Origin of the sequence: Nocardioides sp. CPCC 206347 (assembly GCF_048654605.1) — a bacterium.
Lineage (GTDB): Bacteria > Actinomycetota > Actinomycetes > Propionibacteriales > Nocardioidaceae > Nocardioides.
This window is the reverse complement of sequence record NZ_JBMCYZ010000002.1, coordinates 648,858-666,994: the sequence shown is the minus strand read 5'-3', so window position 1 is coordinate 666,994 and position 18,137 is coordinate 648,858. Positions and strand designations below refer to the sequence as shown.

Sequence of the window (18,137 nt, the reverse complement as noted above, 5' to 3'; positions counted from 1 at the left end):
TCCGCGACCCGGGACCGGTGTGGGGACCGATGTGGGAACCGCTGCGGGGACCGATGTCGGCGGCGCCTGTCAGGCTCGACGAGCATCTCCGGACGTCGTCGTACGAAAGAGGTTGCGAAACGGAACCGTTCCGTACTATCTTAGTGAAACGGAACCGTACCGTTCCATTCAGGCCCACCCGTCAGGAGCACCGAGCACCATGTCACCTCGAACGAGCCCCACCTCACCGGAGGCGGGCACCCGCCCCCGCGTCGAGGGCGACCGCGAGCAGGAACTGCTCGAGGCCACGCTCGAGGTCCTGGCGGAGGTCGGCTACGACCGCCTCACCATGGACGCTGTTGCGTCCCGCGCCAAGGCGTCGAAGGCGACGCTCTACCGCAAGTGGGACGGCAAGGCCTCCCTCGTCATCGATGCGCTGATGGCACAGAAGGCTCCGCTGGTCGTCAAGGACGACACCGGCAGCCTGCGCGGTGACCTCCTGTCCGTGTTCTGCGGCAGCGGCGGCCTCACCGACAAGCACCAGACCGACCTGCTCGGCAGCGTGATCACGGCGATCGGCCGCGATGCCGAGTTCGCTGCCGAGTTCCGCAACCGCTTCATCGCACCGAAGGCCGCGGTCGGCCGACAGATCTACGAGCGGGCCCGGGATCGGGGCGAGCTGCGCGACGACGTGGACATCGACCTGCTCTCGACCGCTCTGCCCGGCATCATCCTGCACCGCATGTTCCTGCTCGGCGATCCGCCCACTCCGGACCTGATCGCCCGCGTGATCGACCAGATCATTCTTCCCGCCGCCACCCGCGGCTGACCCTGACGCATCATCACCACCTCACGAAGGAATCACCCATGACCGACGTCGAATCACTCGACCCTGCGGAGACGACCTCGTCCGCAGACGCCGAGGTCTCCACACCCAGCAAGCACGCCGGCCTCGCGCTCGTGCTCATCCTCACCGCCCAGCTGATGGTGGTTCTCGACTCCACCATCGCCAACATCGCCCTGCCGTTCATCGGCGCGGACCTGGACATCTCCCAGGCCAACCTGACCTGGATCGTCACCGGCTACGCGCTCGCCTTCGGTGGCCTGCTGCTCCTCGGCGGCCGCCTCGGCGACCTCTACGGACGACGCAAGCTGTTCATGATCGGTCTCGCGACGTTCGCCGTGGCCTCGGCCCTCGGTGGCCTGGCCACCAACGAGGCCATGCTGCTCGCCTCCCGTGCGCTGCAGGGCGTGGGCGCCGCGATGGCTGCCCCCGCGGCCCTGGCGCTGATCACCACCACCTTCCCGGCCGGACCGGCGCGCAACCGTGCGATGGCGGCCTACGCCACCATGTCGGGCGTCGGCGCGGCGATCGGCCTGATCCTCGGCGGCTGGCTCACCGGACTCGACTCCTTCGTCGGGCTCGACGTCGAGGGCTGGCGGATGACGTTCCTGATCAACGTCCCGATCGGCCTGGTCGCCGCGTTCCTCGTGCCTCGCGTGCTCACCGAGTCCGAGTCGCACCCCGGTGAGATGGACATCCCCGGTGCCATCACCGGAACGCTCGGCCTGCTCGGCATCGTCTTCGGCCTGTCTCGTGCGGGCGAGGAGGCCTACGGATGGGACGACCCCCAGACGATCATTCCGCTCGTCGCCGGTGTCGCCCTGCTGGCCGGGTTCGCGTTCATCGAGTCGCGGGTCGAGCACCCGCTGCTGCCGGTCCGGATCTTCGCCAACCGCACCCGGGCCACCAGCTTCGCGGCCATGATGATCGCTCCGGCCGCGATGTTCTCGATGTTCTTCTTCCTGAGCCTGTTCATCCAGCAGATCATGGGCTTCAGCTCGCTCGAGGCCGGCTTCGCCTTCCTGCCGTTCTCCTTCGGCATCGTGATCGGCGCCGCGCTCTCGTCGAACCTGATCTCCCGGGTCGATGCGCGCGTCCTCGCCGGCACCGGAACCCTGCTGGCGGCGGTCGCCCTGTTCATGTTCTCCCGCATCCCGATCGACGAGTCCCCGAAGGCAGTGCTCGCCGCGCTCGCCGAAGGTGGCGCGGACATCAACTACTGGACGCACATCTTCCCGTACATCATCATGATGGCCGTCGGCATGGGCCTGGTCTTCGTGCCGCTGACCCTCACCGCGGTGCACCACGTGCGGGCCGAGGACTCCGGCATCGGGTCCGGCGTGCTCAACACCATGCAGCAGGTCGGTGGCGCGATCGGTCTCGCGACGCTGAGCACCGTGGCGCTCCACTTCACCAACAAGCAGTCCTCCGATGTGGCCGGCCCGATGGCTGATGCGCTCGGCGCCAACGGCGGACAGGTCGACCCGGGCTTCCTCCAGGCCGCCATCTTCGGCTCGAGCTTCCCGGAGGGCGCCACCCATGCCTTCCTGGCCGCCTCGATCCTGATGCTCGCGGCCTCGGCCGTGATCTGGATCTTCCTGGACGTCAAGCACGACGAACTGGCGACCGACGCCCCCGAGGGTGTCCACGTCGGCTGATTGATCCCCCCAGCACGAAGCCCGTCGGAGCATGCTCCGGCGGGCTTCGTTGCGTTCCGGGGTCAGCCGTCGAGCGAACGCGCCACGAGGCGTGACAATTCGAGCGCACGGCGCGGCCAACCGGGCGTCGCGCCGGCCAGCCCGCAGGCCGGCGAGACGACCAGCGAACCGGCCACCTGCTCGGGGTCGAGGCCGAGCATGTCGAGCCAGCGCCGCACCCGCTCCACGAGCGGGGCATCTCCGGTGGGGTCGTCGGCCGTCGGCACGATGCCGAGCGCGATCGTGTCACCGGCCTCGAGGGCCTCCCCCGCCGCGTCGTGACCGGTTGCATCGAGCAGACCGAGATCGACCATGACCCCGCGGGCACCGGCGCCACGCAACAGGCCGATCGGGACGTCGGGCGCACAACAGTGCACCCAGGGCGTCGCCCCGGCGTCGGTCGCGGCAGCAAGGACCCACTCCAGCGCCTGGCTGGCCTCGGGCGGATGAATGGCACGGTGCCGGCTGAAACCGGACGCCGTCGGGATCGCGGCGGCGAGCACGGCGGGCAGGGCCGGTTCGTCGATCTGCAGGATCAGCTCCGTCACGGCAGGCAGCCGGCGTCGTACGTCGGCAAGGTGGTCGGTCACGGCCTCGGCGAGCGCCTGCGCCAGCTCACGGCGGCCACCGTGGTCGGCGAGGATCTTGTCGCCGCGCGGGCGCTCGACGCTGGCCGCGAGCGTCCACGGTCCGGTGACCTGGACCTTGAACGGACCGGTGTGGCCCGAGGCCCGCTCCTCGAGTCCGTCCAGGTCCTGGGAGGCCTGGCTGCGGGCCCGGCGCTGGTCCCGGGCCGGCGCACCACTGGTGCCGGTCAGCCGCCAGCCGCTCGGCTGGAGGTCGGCGTCGAGGCCGCCGACCAGGCCGAGGGTGCGTCCGATCATGCCCGCCGGCGCGCCCCGGCCGGGGACCTCGGGCAGGAACGGCAGTCCGTGCTCGTCAGCGGCCAGTTCCCCGAGGACGAGCGCGACCGCTTCGTCGAAGTCGCGCTGGGTGTCGCCGGGGAAGGACCCGATGCCCGTTGCGCGCGCTGTCACGCGGGCACTCGTCGGGTCGCGGTGATCGTCGCCGAACCGACGACCCGCGTGCCGTCGTACACAACCGCGGCCTGGCCGGGGGCGATGCCCTCGGCGACGTCGATGAGGTCGATCTCGAAGCGGTCGTCGCTCACCCGCACGACCGCGCGGTGCTCGGCGCCGTGCGCCCGCATCTGCACGGTCACCCGGTCGCCGTCGAGGACCGTGCCGGAGGGCAGCGGAGTGCCGCACCAGCGCAGGCGATCGCCCTCCACGCGGTCGACCGCGAGACGTTCGCGCGGTCCGACGGTGACGGTGCCGGAGACCGGCTCGATGTCGAGCACGAAGCGGGGACGACCGTCGGCAGCGGGCGTGCCGATGCGCAAGCCCTTGCGCTGGCCGATGGTGAAGCCGAAGGTGCCCTCGTGGTGGCCCAGCACCTCGCCGGTGGCCTCGTCGCGGATCTCACCGCCGTGGTTCGGGGCGCGGTCGCCGAGCTTCTCGCGCAACCAGCCGGCGTTGTCGCCATCGGCGACGAAGCAGATGTCGTGGCTGTCCGGCTTGTCGGCCACGAGCAGTCCACGGCGGGCGGCTTCGACACGCACGACGTCCTTCGTCGTGTCGCCGAGCGGGAAGATCGAGTGCCGCAGCTGCTGCTCGTCGAGCACACCCAGGACGTAGGACTGGTCCTTCGCGTTGTCGACGGCGCGGTGCAGCTCGACACCCGCGTCGGACGTGACGACGGTGGCGTAGTGGCCGGTCGCGACGGCGTCGAAGCCGAGCGCCAACGCCCGGTCGAGGACGGCGGCGAACTTGATCTTCTCGTTGCAGCGCAGGCAGGGGTTGGGCGTCTCCCCCGCTGCGTAGGTGTCCATGAAGTTCTCGACGACGTCGGTGTGGAACCGGTCGGAGAGATCCCAGACATAGAACGGGATGCCGATCACGTCAGCGGCCCTGCGGGCGTCGTTCGAGTCCTCGATGGTGCAGCAACCCCGTGCACCGGAGCGGTACGACTTCGGGTTCCGCGACAGCGCCAGGTGGATGCCGGTGACGTCGTGGCCGGCCTCGACCGCGCGCGCGGCCGCGACGGCGGAGTCCACCCCGCCGGACATGGCGGCAACGACCTTCATCGCACGATCACCTGCAGCTCACGGCCCTGTTCACGCACGGGCCGCGCGGGCCCGCTCGACACAGGGGGCGATGGCGGCCGCGACGGCCTCGATGTCGGCGTCAGTGGTGGTGTGGCCGAGGCTGAAGCGCAGCGAGCTGCGGGCGTCCTCGGCATTGCGGCCCATCGCCAGCAGCACGTGCGACGGCTGAGGGACACCGGCCGAGCAGGCCGAGCCCGTGGAGCACTCGATGCCACGGGCATCGAGCAGCATGAGCAACGAGTCGCCCTCACAGCCGGGGAAGCCCAGGTGCACGTTGCCGGGCAGACGGTCCTCCGGGTCACCGTTGAGGACCACGTCGGGCACCTGGCGTCGTACGGCGGCCACGAGACGGTCGCGCAGGACGGCCAGCCGTGCCGCGTGGTCGGCCTGCTGCTTCACGGCCAGTTCGACCGCAGCCGCGAAGCCCGCGATCGCCGGGACGTCGAGCGTGCCGCTGCGGACGTCACGTTCCTGACCACCACCGTGCAGGAGCGCCGTCAGGTCCACCTCTCGTCGTACGACGAGGGCACCCACGCCCTGCGGACCACCGACCTTGTGGCCGGAGACCGAGAGCGCGTCGACGCCCGAGGCGGCGAAGTCGACCGGGACGGCGCCGATGGCCTGGACCGCGTCGGTGTGGACCGGAATGCCGTGCTCGGCCGCGAGGGCGACGACCTCGTCGATCGGCTGGACCGTCCCGACCTCGTTGTTGGCCCACATGACGGTGATCGCCGCCACGGAGGCGGGCTCGAGCTCGACAGCGGCGCGGAGCGCATCGACCGAGAGGCGGCCCAGGCTGTCGACCGGAAGAAGGTTGACCGCGGCACCCTCGTGCTCCTCGAGCCACTCGAGCGGGTCGAGCACGGCGTGGTGCTCGACGGCCGAGGCGAGGAAGCGCAGGCGGCGCGGGTCGGTCGCGCGACGCGACCAGTACAGGCCCTTGACCGCCAGGTTGTCCGCTTCGGTGCCTCCCGAGGTGAACACCACTTCACCCGGACGACAGTTCAGGGCCTGCGCCACCGTCTCGCGGGACTCCTCGACGATGCGTCGTGCACGACGCCCGGAGGCGTGCAACGAACTCGCGTTGCCGACCTCGCGCAGCCGCGCCGTCAACGCCTCGATCGCGACGTCGGTCATCGGCGTCGTCGCTGCGTGGTCGAGGTAGACCGTGGGGGCGTCCTTCATGTCGTCCCAAGGGTACGGCGCCCCGTACGGGGCAGCCAGTTCCGGGCACCTGACGGTCACCCACCGTTCATCGCGGCCCCCTACGGTCGCCCGCATGTTGCAGGACCTCCGCCCGTACATCGACCCGCAGATCTCCAGCGCGGGATCGATGCGGTCAGGCCAGGACGACCAGGTCGTCGCGGTGGATGACCTCGCGCTCGTAAGCAGCACCGAGCTCCTGCTTGAGATCCTTCGAGGACCGGCCCAGCAGGGGCGGCAGCTCGGCGGCGTCGAAGTTGACCAGGCCACGGCCGACGACCGCACCGTCGGGGTCGCGCAGGTCGACCGGGTCGCCTGCGACGAAGTCGCCCTGCACGGCGGTGATCCCCGCGGCGAGGAGCGAGGCGCGTCGTTCGACGACGGCGCGGACGGCACCGGCATCGAGCACCAGTGAGCCCTTCGCCTCGGTCGCGTGGCGCAGCCAGAGCAGGCGGATCGGTCGGCGCTTGCCGGTCGCGTGGAACAGGGTCCCGACGGGCTCGCCGGCCAGGGCCGAGGCGGCGCCGTCGGCGGACGTGAGTACGACGGGGATGCCCGAGCCGGTCGCGATGGCTGCGGCGTCGACCTTGGTGACCATGCCACCGGTACCGACACCGGCCGCGCCGACGGAGCCGACGGTGATGCCGGCGAGGTCGTCGTCGCTCCGCACGTCGGTGACCAGCTTCGCGCCGGGGCGGGTGGGCGGGCCGTCGTACAGGCCGTCGACGTCGGAGAGCAGCACCAGCAGGTCGGCGTGCACCAGGTGGGCGACGAGCGCCGCGAGGCGGTCGTTGTCGCCGAACCGGATCTCGCTGGTCGCCACCGTGTCGTTCTCGTTGACGATCGGGATCACGCCGAGCTCGAGCAGCTTCGCGAAGGTCTGATGGGCGTTGCGGTAGTGCGCGCGACGGGTGACGTCGTCGAGGGTCAGCAGCACCTGCCCGGCGGTCAGGCCGTGGCGTGCCAGTTCCTCGGTGTAGCGGTGGACGAGGATGCCCTGGCCCACCGAGGCGGCGGCCTGCTGGGCAGCCAGGCCGCGCGGACGCTTCTTCAGGCCCAGGGGCGCCAGGCCGGCCGCGATGGCTCCCGAGGAGACGAGCACGACCTCGGCGCCCCGGGCGCGCGCGGCGGCCAGGACGTCGACCAGCGAGCTCACCCGGTCGGGGTCGATCCCACCGGCAGCGGTGGTCAGCGACGAGGACCCGATCTTGACGACGATCCGGCGGGCGCCGGTCACCACCTCACGGGTCGAGGCCTCACTCACCGGGGTCTTCCTCGAGCCATGCCTCGTCTTCGGGCACGGCCGGAGCGACGTCCGGGTCCTCCTCAGAGCCGATCTCGTAGGAGGTCGGCCCGTAGACCTCGGGCTTGTCGATGCGACGGGCCACGTCGGCGCGGGTCTCGCCCTCGGCCCGCTCGCCGAGCTTGGCCTGGATCTCGCGCCGACGGATGGCCGCTTGGCGGTCGTCCTGGAACCGGTCGTCCTCGCCGCGGCGCGACAGGTTCTCGGCGCCGGCGTCGACGCCGGGCCTGAACTCGAAGACCACGGAGTCGTCGGTCGGGCCGATCAGGACGGAGTCGCCGGCTTCGGCGCCCATCTGCAGCAGGCGCGTCTCGACGCCGAGCCGGTTGAGGCGGTCGGCGAGGTACCCGACGGCCTCGTCGTTGCTGAAGTTGGTCTGGCGCACCCAGCGCTCGGGCTTTTTGCCGACGACCCGCCATCCGGCCTTCGTCGAGGTGATCGTGAAGCCGTCGTCGTCGACCGCCTTGGGGCGTACGACGATCCGGGCCGGGATCTCGGCCTGCTTGGCCTTGCGGGCCTCCTGGACGATCTCGGCCATGGCGAAGATGAGCTCGCGGGTGCCCTCGCCGGACATCGCGGAGATCTCGAAGACCCGGTGACCGCGGGCGCGGAGATCCTCGACGACCAGTTCGGCGATGCCGCGGCCGTCGGGCACGTCGACCTTGTTGAGGGCGATCAGGCGCGGACGGTCCTCGAGGCCGCCGTACCGGCTCAGCTCGCCCTCGATGATCTCGAGGTCGTCGACGGGGTTGCGACCGGGCTCCATGGTCGCCGTGTCGAGGACGTGCACCAGCGCGGCGCAACGCTCGATGTGGCGCAGGAAGTCGTGGCCGAGACCGCGACCCTCGGCGGCGCCCTCGATCAGTCCGGGAACGTCGGCCACGGTGAAGGTGAAGTCACCCGCCGTGACGACGCCGAGGTTGGGGACGAGGGTGGTGAACGGGTAGTCCGCGATCTTGGGCCGGGCCCGCGAGATCGAGGCGATCACGCTGGACTTGCCGGCGCTGGGGAAGCCGACCAGGCCGACGTCCGCGACGACCTTGAGCTCGAGGACGACCTCGAGCTCGTCACCGGGCTCACCGAGCAGCGCGAAGCCGGGCGCCTTGCGCGACTTGGACGCGAGCGAGGCGTTCCCGAGGCCACCGCGGCCACCTTCGGCCACGACGAGCTCGGTGCCCGCGCCGATCAGGTCGGCGATGACCTCGCCGTTGCGGTGCTTGACGACGGTGCCGTCCGGCACCTTGAGGATCATGTCGGCTCCGTGGGAACCGTTCTTGTGGTCACCAGCGCCGTGGCCACCGTGCTCGGCCTGGCGCTTGGAGCTGTGGTGGTACTCCAGCAGCGTGGTGACGTCGGGGTCGACGCGCAGGATGATCGAGCCACCCGGCCCGCCGTTGCCGCCGTCGGGGCCGCCGAGCGGCTTGAACTTCTCACGGTGGACGGACGCGACCCCGTGACCGCCCCGGCCGGCAGCGACAGTGAGCGTCACGCGGTCGACGAAGGTGGGAACAGCCATGGGATCAGTCTTTCAGTAGAAAATGGCGAAAGGCGCCCCGCGTGACGGGACGCCCTTCGAAACCAGGTCAGATGAGCGTCAGCTCATTCACCCGGGACGATGTTGATGACCTTGCGGCCACGCTTCTTGCCGAACTCGACGGCACCGGGGATCAGCGCGAACAGCGTGTCGTCGCCACCGCGACCCACGCCGGAGCCCGGGTGGAAGTGGGTGCCACGCTGGCGGACGATGATCTCGCCGGCGCTGACGACCTGGCCGCCGAAGCGCTTCACGCCGAGGCGCTGAGCGTTCGAGTCGCGCCCGTTCTTGGTGGACGCTGCGCCCTTCTTGTGTGCCATGTTTCAGTCCTTTGGAGGTGAAGAGGTGAACCCGCCCGGGGATCCAGCTCAGAGAGAGATGTCGGTGACCTTGACCTGGGTGTACTTCTGGCGGTGACCCTGGCGCTTCTTGTAGCCGGTCTTGTTCTTGTACTTCTGGATGACGATCTTCGGGCCCTTGGTGGCACCGAGGACCTCAACCGTCACCGACGCCTTCTCGAGGCCAGTGCTGGTCACGGTCTCACCGTCGACGGTGAGGACCACCGGCAGCGTGAGGGTGTCGCCGACCGGCGTAGCGCACTTGTCGATCTCGAAGACGTCGCCGACCTCGACCTTTTCCTGCTTCGCGCCTGCGCGCACGATCGCGTACACCACCGCGGGCTCCTTCTCACGTCAACGTTCGGGTCTGCGGCACGCACAGCGACTTCGCCGGGCGCCAGCAGAACGGCGCACCTGCGGCGCACCGACGGTCAATACTACGGTTCGGGCCGGTATCCACCAAAACGATGGACCCGCCCCGACCTGCTAGCGCTTGCCAGCGCCCTTCTTCTTGATCGGGACGTGGGCCACGTGCGGCTCCTCGGCGTCTGCAGCAGGCGCCTCGGCAGCCGGTACGGCGGCCGCAGGCGGTCCTGCCGGACGGCTGGCCGAGCTACGGCGGGTCCGGGTGACCACCTTGGTCGTGGCCACCGGCGCGGGGGCCGGCTCCTCGACCACCACGGGGGCCTCCTCGACCACCACGGGGGCCTCCTCGACCACCACGGGGGCCTCCTCGACCACCACGGGGGCCTCCTCGACCACCACGGGAGCCTCCTCGACCACCACGGGAGCCTCCTCGACCACCACGGGAGCCTCCTCGACCACCACGGGAGCCTCCTCGACCACCACGGGAGCCTCTTCAACCACCACGGGAGCCTCTTCAACCACCACGGGAGCCTCCTCGACCACCACGGCGGTCTCGTCGGTCACCTCGTCGTGGGCCTCGTCGGCGTGCTTGGCCATCGCGGCGACGTCCTTCGGGGACGGGACCGGCTTGGCGGCCGCACCGTTGTCGGCCGGGGCGTCGCCCTGGGCCTTCGGCTTGGCCTTGCGGCGGTTGTTGCCGCGACGACCCTCCTCGGGCTCGGCGCCACCGCCGCCACCCTTGGGGGCGACGGGGAGGTCGTGGACCAGCAGGCCACGGCCCTGGCAGTGCGAGCAGGTCTCGCTGAACGCCTCGACGAGGCCGGTGCCGATCCGCTTGCGCGTCATCTGCACGAGGCCGAGCGAGGTGACCTCGGCGACCTGGTGGCGGGTGCGGTCGCGGCCGAGGCACTCGACCATGCGGCGCAGCACCAGGTCGCGGTTGGCCTCGAGGACCATGTCGATGAAGTCGACCACGATGATGCCGCCGATGTCGCGCAGCCGGAGCTGGCGAACGATCTCCTCGGCCGCTTCGAGGTTGTTCTTGGTGACCGTCTCCTCGAGGTTGCCCCCGGAGCCGGTGAACTTCCCGGTGTTGACGTCGACGACGGTCATCGCCTCGGTGCGGTCGATGACCAGCGAGCCACCCGAGGGCAGCCAGACCTTGCGGTCCAGGCCCTTGGCGATCTGCTCGTCGATGCGGTGCAGCGTGAACAGGTCGGGACCCGACGGGTCGTGGCGCTCCACCCGCTCGGCGAGGTCGGGAGCGATCTGGTCGACGTACTCCTTGACGGAGCGCCAGGCGTCCTCGCCCTGGATGACGAGCTTGGAGAAGTCCTCGGTGAACAGGTCACGGACGACCTTGAGGGTCAGGTCGGGCTCGCCGTGCAGGAGCTGCGGGGCGTTGCCCTTGGCGACCTTGGCCTCGATGTCGTCCCACTTGGCCTTGAGGCGCTCGACGTCGCGGGTCAGCTCGTCCTCGGACGCACCCTCTGCGGCGGTGCGCACGATGACACCGGCCGACGCGGGGACGGCCTCCTTGAGCAGGGCCTTCAGGCGCGACCGCTCGGTGTCCGGCAGCTTGCGCGAGATGCCGGAGGTGGTGCCGTCGGGCACGTAGACCAGGAAGCGGCCGGCGAGGCTGACCTGGCTGGTGAGCCGGGCGCCCTTGTGGCCGATCGGGTCCTTGCTGACCTGCACCAGGATGGTCTGCCCGGACTGCAGGACCGACTCGATCTTGCGGGGCTGGCCGTCCTTGTGGCCGAGCGCGGACCAGTTGACCTCGCCGGCGTACAGGACCGCGTTGCGACCCTTGCCGATGTCGATGAACGCCGCCTCCATGGAGGGCAGGACGTTCTGCACGCGGCCGAGGTAGACGTTGCCGATGAGCGAGGTCTGCGACTCGCGGGCGACGTAGTGCTCGACGAGCACCTTGTCCTCGAGGACGGCGATCTGGGTGAGGTCCTTGCGCTGGCGCACGACCATGACCCGCTCGACCGACTCGCGGCGGGCCAGGAACTCGGCCTCGCTCACGATCGGTGCGCGGCGACGGCCGGCTTCGCGACCCTCGCGGCGGCGCTGCTTCTTGGCCTCCAGGCGCGTGGACCCGGCGATGCTCGTGATCTCGTCCTCGGGCGAGCGCGGCTTGCGGACGCGGGTGACGGTGTTCTCGGGGTCGTCCCCGCCGTCGCCACCCTGGCCGCCTCCACCTTCGCCGGTACGACGACGCCGACGGCGACGACGCGAGGAGGACGAACCGCCCTGTCCCCCGCCTTCACCGTTCTCGTCGTTCTCGTCGCTGTCGTCGGAGACGTCGTCGCCCTCAGCGGCCGCAGCAGCGTCGGCGTCGGCCTTCGCGCGGGCCTGGGCGTTGCCGCCGCCCTGGCGCTGACGCTGGCGCTGGCCGTTGTTGCCACCGTTCGCGGCGCGGGCGGGCGCCTTCTCCTCGCCACCTTCGGCGTTCTCGACGTCCTCGGCAGTCTCGTCGGACTCGCCCTCGGAGTCGGCGTCGTCAGCGTCGTCGTCGCCCTCGCCACCGGTGTTGCCCGCACCGGCGGGCTTGCGGCGACGGCGGCCACCGCGACGGCGGCGGCGGCGAGCGGCGTTGGCCGACGTCGAGCCACCCTCGGTGCCCTCGTCGTCGTCCTCGTCGCCCTCGTCGTCGTCGGACTCCTGGTCCTGCTCGGCGGCAGGCGCCTCGGCGTCCGCGGGAGCGATCGGGGCGTCGGTGGTCTCCTCGTCCTCCTCGAGCTCCTCGTCCGACGCTGCCGGGGCAGCGGTCGTGTCGGGAGCCTGGAAGAGGACGGCGGTGTTGCGGGCCGGCCGCGAGGAGCGGGTCCGGGTCGTCACGGTGGTGGTGCGCGCCTCGGCAGCGGGCGCCTCGGCAACGGCCTCGACAGCCGTCTCGACAACGGTCTCGACAGCGGTATCGGCGACGGGGGGCTCATCGGTCAGGAGCAGCTGCTCCGACGTGGGAGCGGCGGCCTTCTTCGCCGTGGTCTTCTTGGCGGACGCCTTCTTGGCCGGAGCCTTCTTCGCGGCCGTCTTCTTGGCCGCGGTCTTCTTCGCGGGCTTCTCGCCCGCGCTCCCCTCGGCGTCGCCCTCGGGCTTCGCGGCTGCCTTCTTGGCCGGGGCCTTCTTCGCCGCCGTCTTGCGCGGGGCGGTCTTCTTCGCTGCCGTCTTCGCGGCGGGCTTCTCCGCCGGGGCCTCGACCGTGGCAGCCGCCTCGGCGGGGGCCTCAGCCGGCGTGTCGCTCGGCGTGTCGATCGGGGTGTTGGTGGGCGCGTCCGTCATTGCGGTACTCCTCACCCGGGCCCGCTTCCGCGTCCCGGGGTGTCATCGACACGCACCCGGGGGTCGTGTCGTAAGCCTTCGTGGGACGACACCCTCCGCACAGCGTCACTGGAATTCGGACCTTCACCTGCCGCGGTCGCCTTGTGCGTCGCGTCGGGCGGGGTCTGATCTCCACCGTGCCGTCCGGCAGTCACACCTACCGGGCGGCGAGAACGTCGTCAGATCTCCCTGCGCTCTCCTGTAGGACGCGCACGGGGTGGATCCTGTGGCGAGTATCGCACACAGGGTTCACCCGGGAGGTATCAACGAGGTGCGAGCGGGTCGCTGATCGTGCCGGTCTCCCGGTCGAGCAGTCCCTGGGCGACCCGCGTGAGCAGGACCGTCGGAGGGGTGTCGAAGCCGGCCACCTGGGCCAGTCCGGTGAGCAGGTCGTCCGGTCGTACGGCGGGTACGGAGTGCTCGAGCACCAGGTCGAGACCGCCCTCGGCGGTGACCTCCAGGCGGACCACGGCCGCGCGGCAGTCGAAGCTGCGCAGGCCCTTCTTGGTCATCCGCTCGACGAGCACCGACTCGGTGGCGAGGAAGGCCGCGACGGCGCCGGCGAGGTCCTCGGGCGCCTCCGGCAGGTCGATCTGCCAGTGGCTGGCGGTGAGCAGGTCCGACAACGATCCCGGGAGGGTGTGCGCACCGTCGACAGCCGTGACGACGTCCAGTCCCTCCGGCAGGACCGCGTCGAGCTCCCGACCGATGTCCTGGGGGTCGCGGGCCATGGAGAGGCCGAGCTCGACGTACTCCGACTCACTGGCCGAACCGGTCGGCGCGGCGCCCGCGTACGAGATGCGGGGGTGCGGGTGGAACCCGGACGAGTAGGCCATCGGGATCGCTGCACGGACCACGGCGCGCTCGATCGCGCGGCTGACGTCGCGGTGGCTGGTGAAGCGCAACCGGCCGCGCTTGGCGTACCTGATCCGCACCTTCTGGACCGGGGGTGCCTGCTGCTCGGGTTGCTGACGACTCACGGGGATTGATCGTAGGTCAGGGCAGGACCGCGCCGCGCATCTGCGGCGAGGCATACACGTTGGTGATCCGGACGCCGTCCAGCCAGCTGGTGAGCCGTTCGGCTTCCACCTCGAGTGCCGTGCGCGCCTTCGCGCCGACGTCCTCGCGCAGCACCAGGTGCACGCGCGCGTCGTCGTCCTGCACCCAGCACCCCACGATCCGGCCGTCCCACCACGCGGTGTTGCCGGCGTTGCCGTTGCTGTCGAAGAGGTACGGCGTGTCCGCGGGATCCAGGTAGAAGGCCCGCTCCTTCCACCCCATCACGGTCGGATCGAGTGTCGGGAGCAACGCGGCCCACGGTTCGACCGGCTCGGCCGGGTCGGTGTCGTCGGGCAGCACCCACCCGGTCGCTCCCCCGTCGAGCCCGACCTGGACGGCACCGACATCGGCGAGGGCGCGACGCACGATCGTCTTGGTCGCACCCAGCCACCACACGACGTCGTTCTCCGTGCCGGGTCCGAAGGTGGCCAGCCAGCGCCGGACCAGCACCGCATACCCCTCACGCTCCGGCAGCGCCTCGGCATCGGCGCCCAGCCAGGTCCGGGTCATCGTCCAGGTCGGCTTGTTCAGCCGCCAGTGCCCGGCGTTCGTCGCCCGCACGACGCGTCCTTCCGCGCCGAGCATCGTCATCACCCACGCACCGACGGGGAAGTCGCCACCCCACTTCTTCTCCGGCGCCCCGATCTTGATCCGGCCGTCGAGGACCGGCACCAGGTCGCGCACCTCCCGCGTCGTGCGCGGCCGCCCGTCGGCAAGGACCGCGAGTACGGCGGCCGCCGCGTCGTCGATCCAGCCCGCCACCTGGTCGGGCCCCTCGGCGAGTCCCGCCGCGGCGACGTTCTTCGCGAGCTGGGCACGCTGCTGCCCGGCGACCCTGGCCGACGCGCTCCCCCACGTGGCCGGCAACAGGTCCCGCGGGAAGACGAACAGGGTGCGCCGCATCGCCAGCTGCTTGACCAGCGTCCGGTCGTCGTACAACGCGGCATCGACGTCAGCCACGGTGACGTCCTCGACCCGCGCCCACAGGGCGAGGTGGACGGTGGCCGCCTCCGTCGCGTGCAGCACCGTCATCGCGTCGGTGGCCGCCGCCACCGAAGCAAGGCCCGCCGCGAGGCCGTGGCGGACCGCGAGACGACGGCGTCGGTCGGAGTCGGCAATGTGAAGCACCCCACCATCGTTCCCCATTAGGGTGTGCGGGTGAGCGATCCCTACGGCAACAACCCGTACGGCCAGAACCCTGGCGGCCAGACCCCCGGCGGACAGCCGCCGCCCTACGGCGCCCCGCAGGGCGGCGGCTACGGTGGCGGCTACGGCCCGCCGCAGGGTGGCTTCCCCGGCGGCTCCGAAGGGCTGCCGCCGAAGACCGACGGCCTGTCGATCGCGGCCCTCGTCGTCAGCTTCCTGTGCTGCTTCGCGCCCGTCGGCGTGATCCTCGGCTTCGTGGGCCTGTCCCGCACCAAGGGCGGCAAGCGCAAGGGCCGTGGCATCGCGATCGCCGCGATCATCATCGGCATCCTGATGAGCATCGCCACCGGTGTCGGCATCGCCGCCATCGCGATCTTCGCCGACAAGGTCGTCACGCCCGCGAACGCCGAGGTCGGGCAGTGCGTGAACATCAAGGAGGAGGACGGCTCGATCTTCCTCTACAAGAAGGAGTGCACCGAGTCGCACGACGCCGAGATCGTCGGAGTCGCGAAGGTCGACGACGACAACCTGGAAGCGATCGAGACCGGCATGACGACGTACTGCGTCGAGGCGATCGACCCGGAGGACCTGGCGAAGCTCACCCCGCACCTCGCCGACATCGACGCGGTGATCGAGGACCCGAACGACGTCTCCGTCGGCGACACCCTGGTCTGCTACGTCCACCCGGACGACAAGCTCGACAAGCCGCTGCTCTGATCAGGTGACCGACCCGTACGGCGGCTTCCCCCAGTACGAGCCGCCGGCGGGTGGTTCGGCGCCGACCCCCAGCAACCCCGACGGCAATCCGTACGGCAACCCGTACGGAAACCCGTACAGCAGCCCGCACGGCAACCCGTACGGCAGTCCCTATCGTGCTTCGACGCCGTCTGACGGCATCTCGATCGCGGCCCTGATCTGCTCGCTGACCTGCTGTGCCGCCCCGGTCGGCATCGGGCTGGGGATCGCCGGCATCGTGCGCACCAAGGACGGGCAGCGATCGGGACGCTGGGCGGCGGTCACCGGGCTCGTCCTCGGCATCTTCATGATGGTGGCCGGCGTCGCCGCCGGCATCGGGCTGGCCTGGTACGGCACCAACACCGTCGTCATCGCGGACGCACGGGCGGGCGACTGCATCGACGTCAGCGACATCGACATCTGGAAGGCCGAGTGCGACGAACCGCACGACGCCGAGGTGATCCACGCCCAGCAGTTCGACGACACCCTGGTGGACCAGTACGTCGACATGGACGTCTCCGAGCTCTGCGCGCGGCTGACCGAGACCTCCGGCTACACCGACGACGTCCGACGGGGCAGCTACGAGCTCTCCACGTGGGTGGACTCATGGGACGTCGAGCAGCCGGAACCCGGGGACAGCCTGATCTGTGTCGCGGAGCCGCTCGACGGCGAGAAGCTGGACGCTCCGCTCCCCCGCGACGCGAGCCCTGTGCAGACCGGGACGGAGACTGCGCTCTACGACCTGCAGGTGGGTGACTGCTTCAACGAGCCGGACGGGCTCGGCGAGGACGATCTGATCGGCTTCGTCCGCGTGGTTCCGTGCAACCAGGGCCACGAGCTCGAGCTCACCTCCGTCGTTCTCGTCCCTGCCCCGGAGCCTGGCTATCCCGGCGACGCCGTCATCGAGGAGCGCGCCGAGGAGTGCCTCAGTCGCTTCGCGGCCTACCTGGACATCCCGTACGACGACTCCCGCTACGAGTCCACCTACTACTCGCCGACCGAGGAGTCGTGGGACCACGGCGACCGGACCATCTTCTGCATGGTCGCTGACCCGGACGGCGAAGACCTGACGAAGTCATTGAAGGGAGCCGCACGATGAGCGGATTCAACCCACCGCCGTACGAACCGCCTGTCGGTGGACCGCAGGGTGAGTACGACGCGTACGGCACCGGCAACCCCTACGCGGGGAATCCGGCACCGACCGCCACGGACGGCGTGTCGATCGCCGCACTGGTCTGCTCGCTGACCTGCTGCGCGGCACCGGTCGGCGTCGGCCTCGGCATCGCGGGCCTGGTCCGCACCAGCGGGGGCAAGCGCTCCGGCCGCTGGGCCGCCATCACCGGACTGGTGGTCGGGTCACTGATCATGGCCGGCGGCCTGACCTTCTTCGTGTTCGCGGCGATCATGGGCTCCAAGACCGTGTTCCCGGACGAGGCCTCGGTCGGACAGTGCATCGGCTGGGACCTCTTCGACGACCCCGAGAAGGCCAACTGCTCCGAACCGCACTACGGCCAGATCTCGTCGGTCGGCCGGTTCAGCGCCGAGCAGGCCGACCGTTTCGACGAGCAGTCCGTCGGTAGCTTCTGCGCGAGCCTCGCGCCGGACCAGCGGTACCTGGACGCCGTGGACACCGGCGAGTTCAGGTTCGGCATCGAGACCGACGCCTTCGACGACGACGAGCCAGAAGAGGACGACGCGTACTTCTGCTACGTCGAGCGCGTCGACGAGGAGCAGTTCGACGGGGCACTCCCCGCGGCCGGATCGTCGACCGGCGCATGAGCAACGACCAGCCCACCGGCGACACCCCGCTGGGGTGGACCGGGCTCGGCCTGTCCCTGGCATTCTTCATGCCGCTGTTCCCGTTGTTCGGCGCGGTCGTCTCCGTCGTTGCGCTGGTCCGGCGTCGGTTCCGTCCGCGTTGGGTGGCCGCCCTCGCCCTGGCCCTGGGCCTGGTCTTCACCGCCGCCCAGGTCTCGTTGGTCGCCCTTGCGGTGAATGAGGCGAACGACAAGACCGCGACCGGGTCCGATGACGAGCCGGACGAGCCCGTCATGGCCGACGACCTCAAGGTCGGCGACTGCTTCAACGACCCCGTCCTGCGCGGCCTCAAGCCCGACGAACCGGGCAAGGCCCTCGGCGAGCTCGAGGTGCTGGACTGCTCGCAACCCCACGACTTCGAGGTCTATGGAGCCTTCGAGCTCAAGGGCGACGGCCCCTTCCCGGGCGAGAAGGCCATCATCAAGAAGACCGACCGCTGCCTTCCCCTCTTCAGGAAGTACGTCGGCGTGCCGTACCGGAAGTCGATGTACGACGGCTACAGTTACTACCCCAGTGCGGACACCTGGGTCTTCGCCGACCGGACGATCACCTGCGTCCTCGCGCACCCCAAGCTCAAGCCGATGAAGCGCAGCGTCAAGAACACCAGGCGCTGATTCC

16 protein-coding genes are annotated in these 18,137 nt (G+C 70.5%); 6 read left to right on the top strand and 10 right to left on the bottom strand.

What is annotated here, in order from left to right:
* The first annotated feature begins 199 nt into the window (after positions 1–199).
* Together ACOACQ_RS09595 and ACOACQ_RS09590 are read left to right on the top strand one after the other, a co-directional pair.
* Positions 200–808, top strand: coding sequence for a TetR/AcrR family transcriptional regulator (locus ACOACQ_RS09595; RefSeq protein WP_420288147.1), 609 nt, complete (start codon positions 200–202; stop codon positions 806–808).
* A 38-nt stretch (positions 809–846) separates the two neighbouring features.
* Positions 847–2,481, top strand: a complete 1,635-nt coding sequence (locus tag ACOACQ_RS09590; protein ID WP_420288146.1) for an MFS transporter — start codon at positions 847–849, stop codon at positions 2,479–2,481.
* Between the two features lie 62 nt (positions 2,482–2,543).
* On the opposite strand, the gene ACOACQ_RS09585 is transcribed toward ACOACQ_RS09590, so the two are convergent.
* The 10 genes from ACOACQ_RS09585 to ACOACQ_RS09540 form a co-directional block, all read right to left on the bottom strand.
* Positions 2,544–3,557: a methionine synthase gene (locus tag ACOACQ_RS09585; RefSeq protein ID WP_420288145.1), complete on the bottom strand. Its 1,014-nt coding sequence runs from the start codon at positions 3,555–3,557 to the stop codon at positions 2,544–2,546.
* Positions 3,554–4,666, bottom strand: coding sequence for a tRNA 2-thiouridine(34) synthase MnmA (mnmA, locus tag ACOACQ_RS09580; protein ID WP_420288144.1), 1,113 nt, complete (start codon positions 4,664–4,666; stop codon positions 3,554–3,556). Before mnmA ends, ACOACQ_RS09585 begins: the two co-directional genes overlap by 4 nt.
* Before the next feature lie 30 nt (positions 4,667–4,696).
* On the bottom strand, positions 4,697–5,872 hold the full coding sequence (locus ACOACQ_RS09575) for a cysteine desulfurase family protein (RefSeq protein ID WP_420288143.1): 1,176 nt from the start codon (positions 5,870–5,872) through the stop codon (positions 4,697–4,699).
* A 154-nt stretch (positions 5,873–6,026) separates the two neighbouring features.
* Complete coding sequence (gene proB, locus ACOACQ_RS09570) at positions 6,027–7,154, bottom strand: glutamate 5-kinase (RefSeq protein ID WP_378604811.1); 1,128 nt, start codon at positions 7,152–7,154, stop codon at positions 6,027–6,029.
* Positions 7,147–8,709: a GTPase ObgE gene (gene obgE / locus ACOACQ_RS09565; protein WP_420288142.1), complete on the bottom strand. Its 1,563-nt coding sequence runs from the start codon at positions 8,707–8,709 to the stop codon at positions 7,147–7,149. The genes proB and obgE overlap by 8 nt, the downstream gene beginning before the upstream one ends.
* Positions 8,710–8,792: 83 nt before the next feature.
* The gene (gene rpmA, locus ACOACQ_RS09560) at positions 8,793–9,047 is read right to left on the bottom strand and encodes a 50S ribosomal protein L27 (protein WP_056713888.1); all 255 of its coding nucleotides are present in this window, start codon (positions 9,045–9,047) and stop codon (positions 8,793–8,795) included.
* Between the two features lie 48 nt (positions 9,048–9,095).
* Positions 9,096–9,398 carry a 50S ribosomal protein L21 gene (gene rplU, locus ACOACQ_RS09555; protein ID WP_056714940.1) on the bottom strand — a complete coding sequence of 101 codons (303 nt, stop codon included), beginning with the start codon at positions 9,396–9,398 and terminating at the stop codon, positions 9,096–9,098.
* Between the two features lie 153 nt (positions 9,399–9,551).
* Positions 9,552–12,722, bottom strand: coding sequence for an Rne/Rng family ribonuclease (locus tag ACOACQ_RS09550; protein WP_420288141.1), 3,171 nt, complete (start codon positions 12,720–12,722; stop codon positions 9,552–9,554).
* Positions 12,723–13,024: 302 nt separating this feature from the next.
* Positions 13,025–13,741, bottom strand: a complete 717-nt coding sequence (locus tag ACOACQ_RS09545) for a TIGR03936 family radical SAM-associated protein (protein ID WP_378604827.1) — start codon at positions 13,739–13,741, stop codon at positions 13,025–13,027.
* A gap of 16 nt (positions 13,742–13,757) precedes the next feature.
* Entirely contained in the window at positions 13,758–14,948 is a 1,191-nt protein-coding gene (locus tag ACOACQ_RS09540; RefSeq protein ID WP_420288140.1) for a winged helix DNA-binding domain-containing protein, read from the bottom strand.
* A 30-nt stretch (positions 14,949–14,978) separates the two neighbouring features.
* On the opposite strand from ACOACQ_RS09540, the gene ACOACQ_RS09535 reads away from it, so the two are divergent.
* The 4 genes from ACOACQ_RS09535 to ACOACQ_RS09520 are packed head-to-tail and all read left to right on the top strand — an operon-like array spanning position 14,979 to position 18,133.
* Entirely contained in the window at positions 14,979–15,683 is a 705-nt protein-coding gene (locus ACOACQ_RS09535; RefSeq protein ID WP_420288139.1) for a DUF4190 domain-containing protein, read from the top strand.
* 4 nt (positions 15,684–15,687) lie between these two features.
* Entirely contained in the window at positions 15,688–16,800 is a 1,113-nt protein-coding gene (locus ACOACQ_RS09530) for a septum formation family protein (protein WP_420288138.1), read from the top strand.
* Positions 16,797–17,480 (top strand): DUF4190 domain-containing protein, encoded by a 684-nt coding sequence (locus ACOACQ_RS09525; protein ID WP_420288137.1) that lies wholly within the window; start codon positions 16,797–16,799, stop codon positions 17,478–17,480. The genes ACOACQ_RS09530 and ACOACQ_RS09525 overlap by 4 nt, the downstream gene beginning before the upstream one ends.
* Positions 17,477–18,133, top strand: a complete 657-nt coding sequence (locus ACOACQ_RS09520; protein WP_378604845.1) for a septum formation family protein — start codon at positions 17,477–17,479, stop codon at positions 18,131–18,133. The genes ACOACQ_RS09525 and ACOACQ_RS09520 overlap by 4 nt, the downstream gene beginning before the upstream one ends.
* The last annotated feature ends 4 nt before the right edge of the window (positions 18,134–18,137 follow it).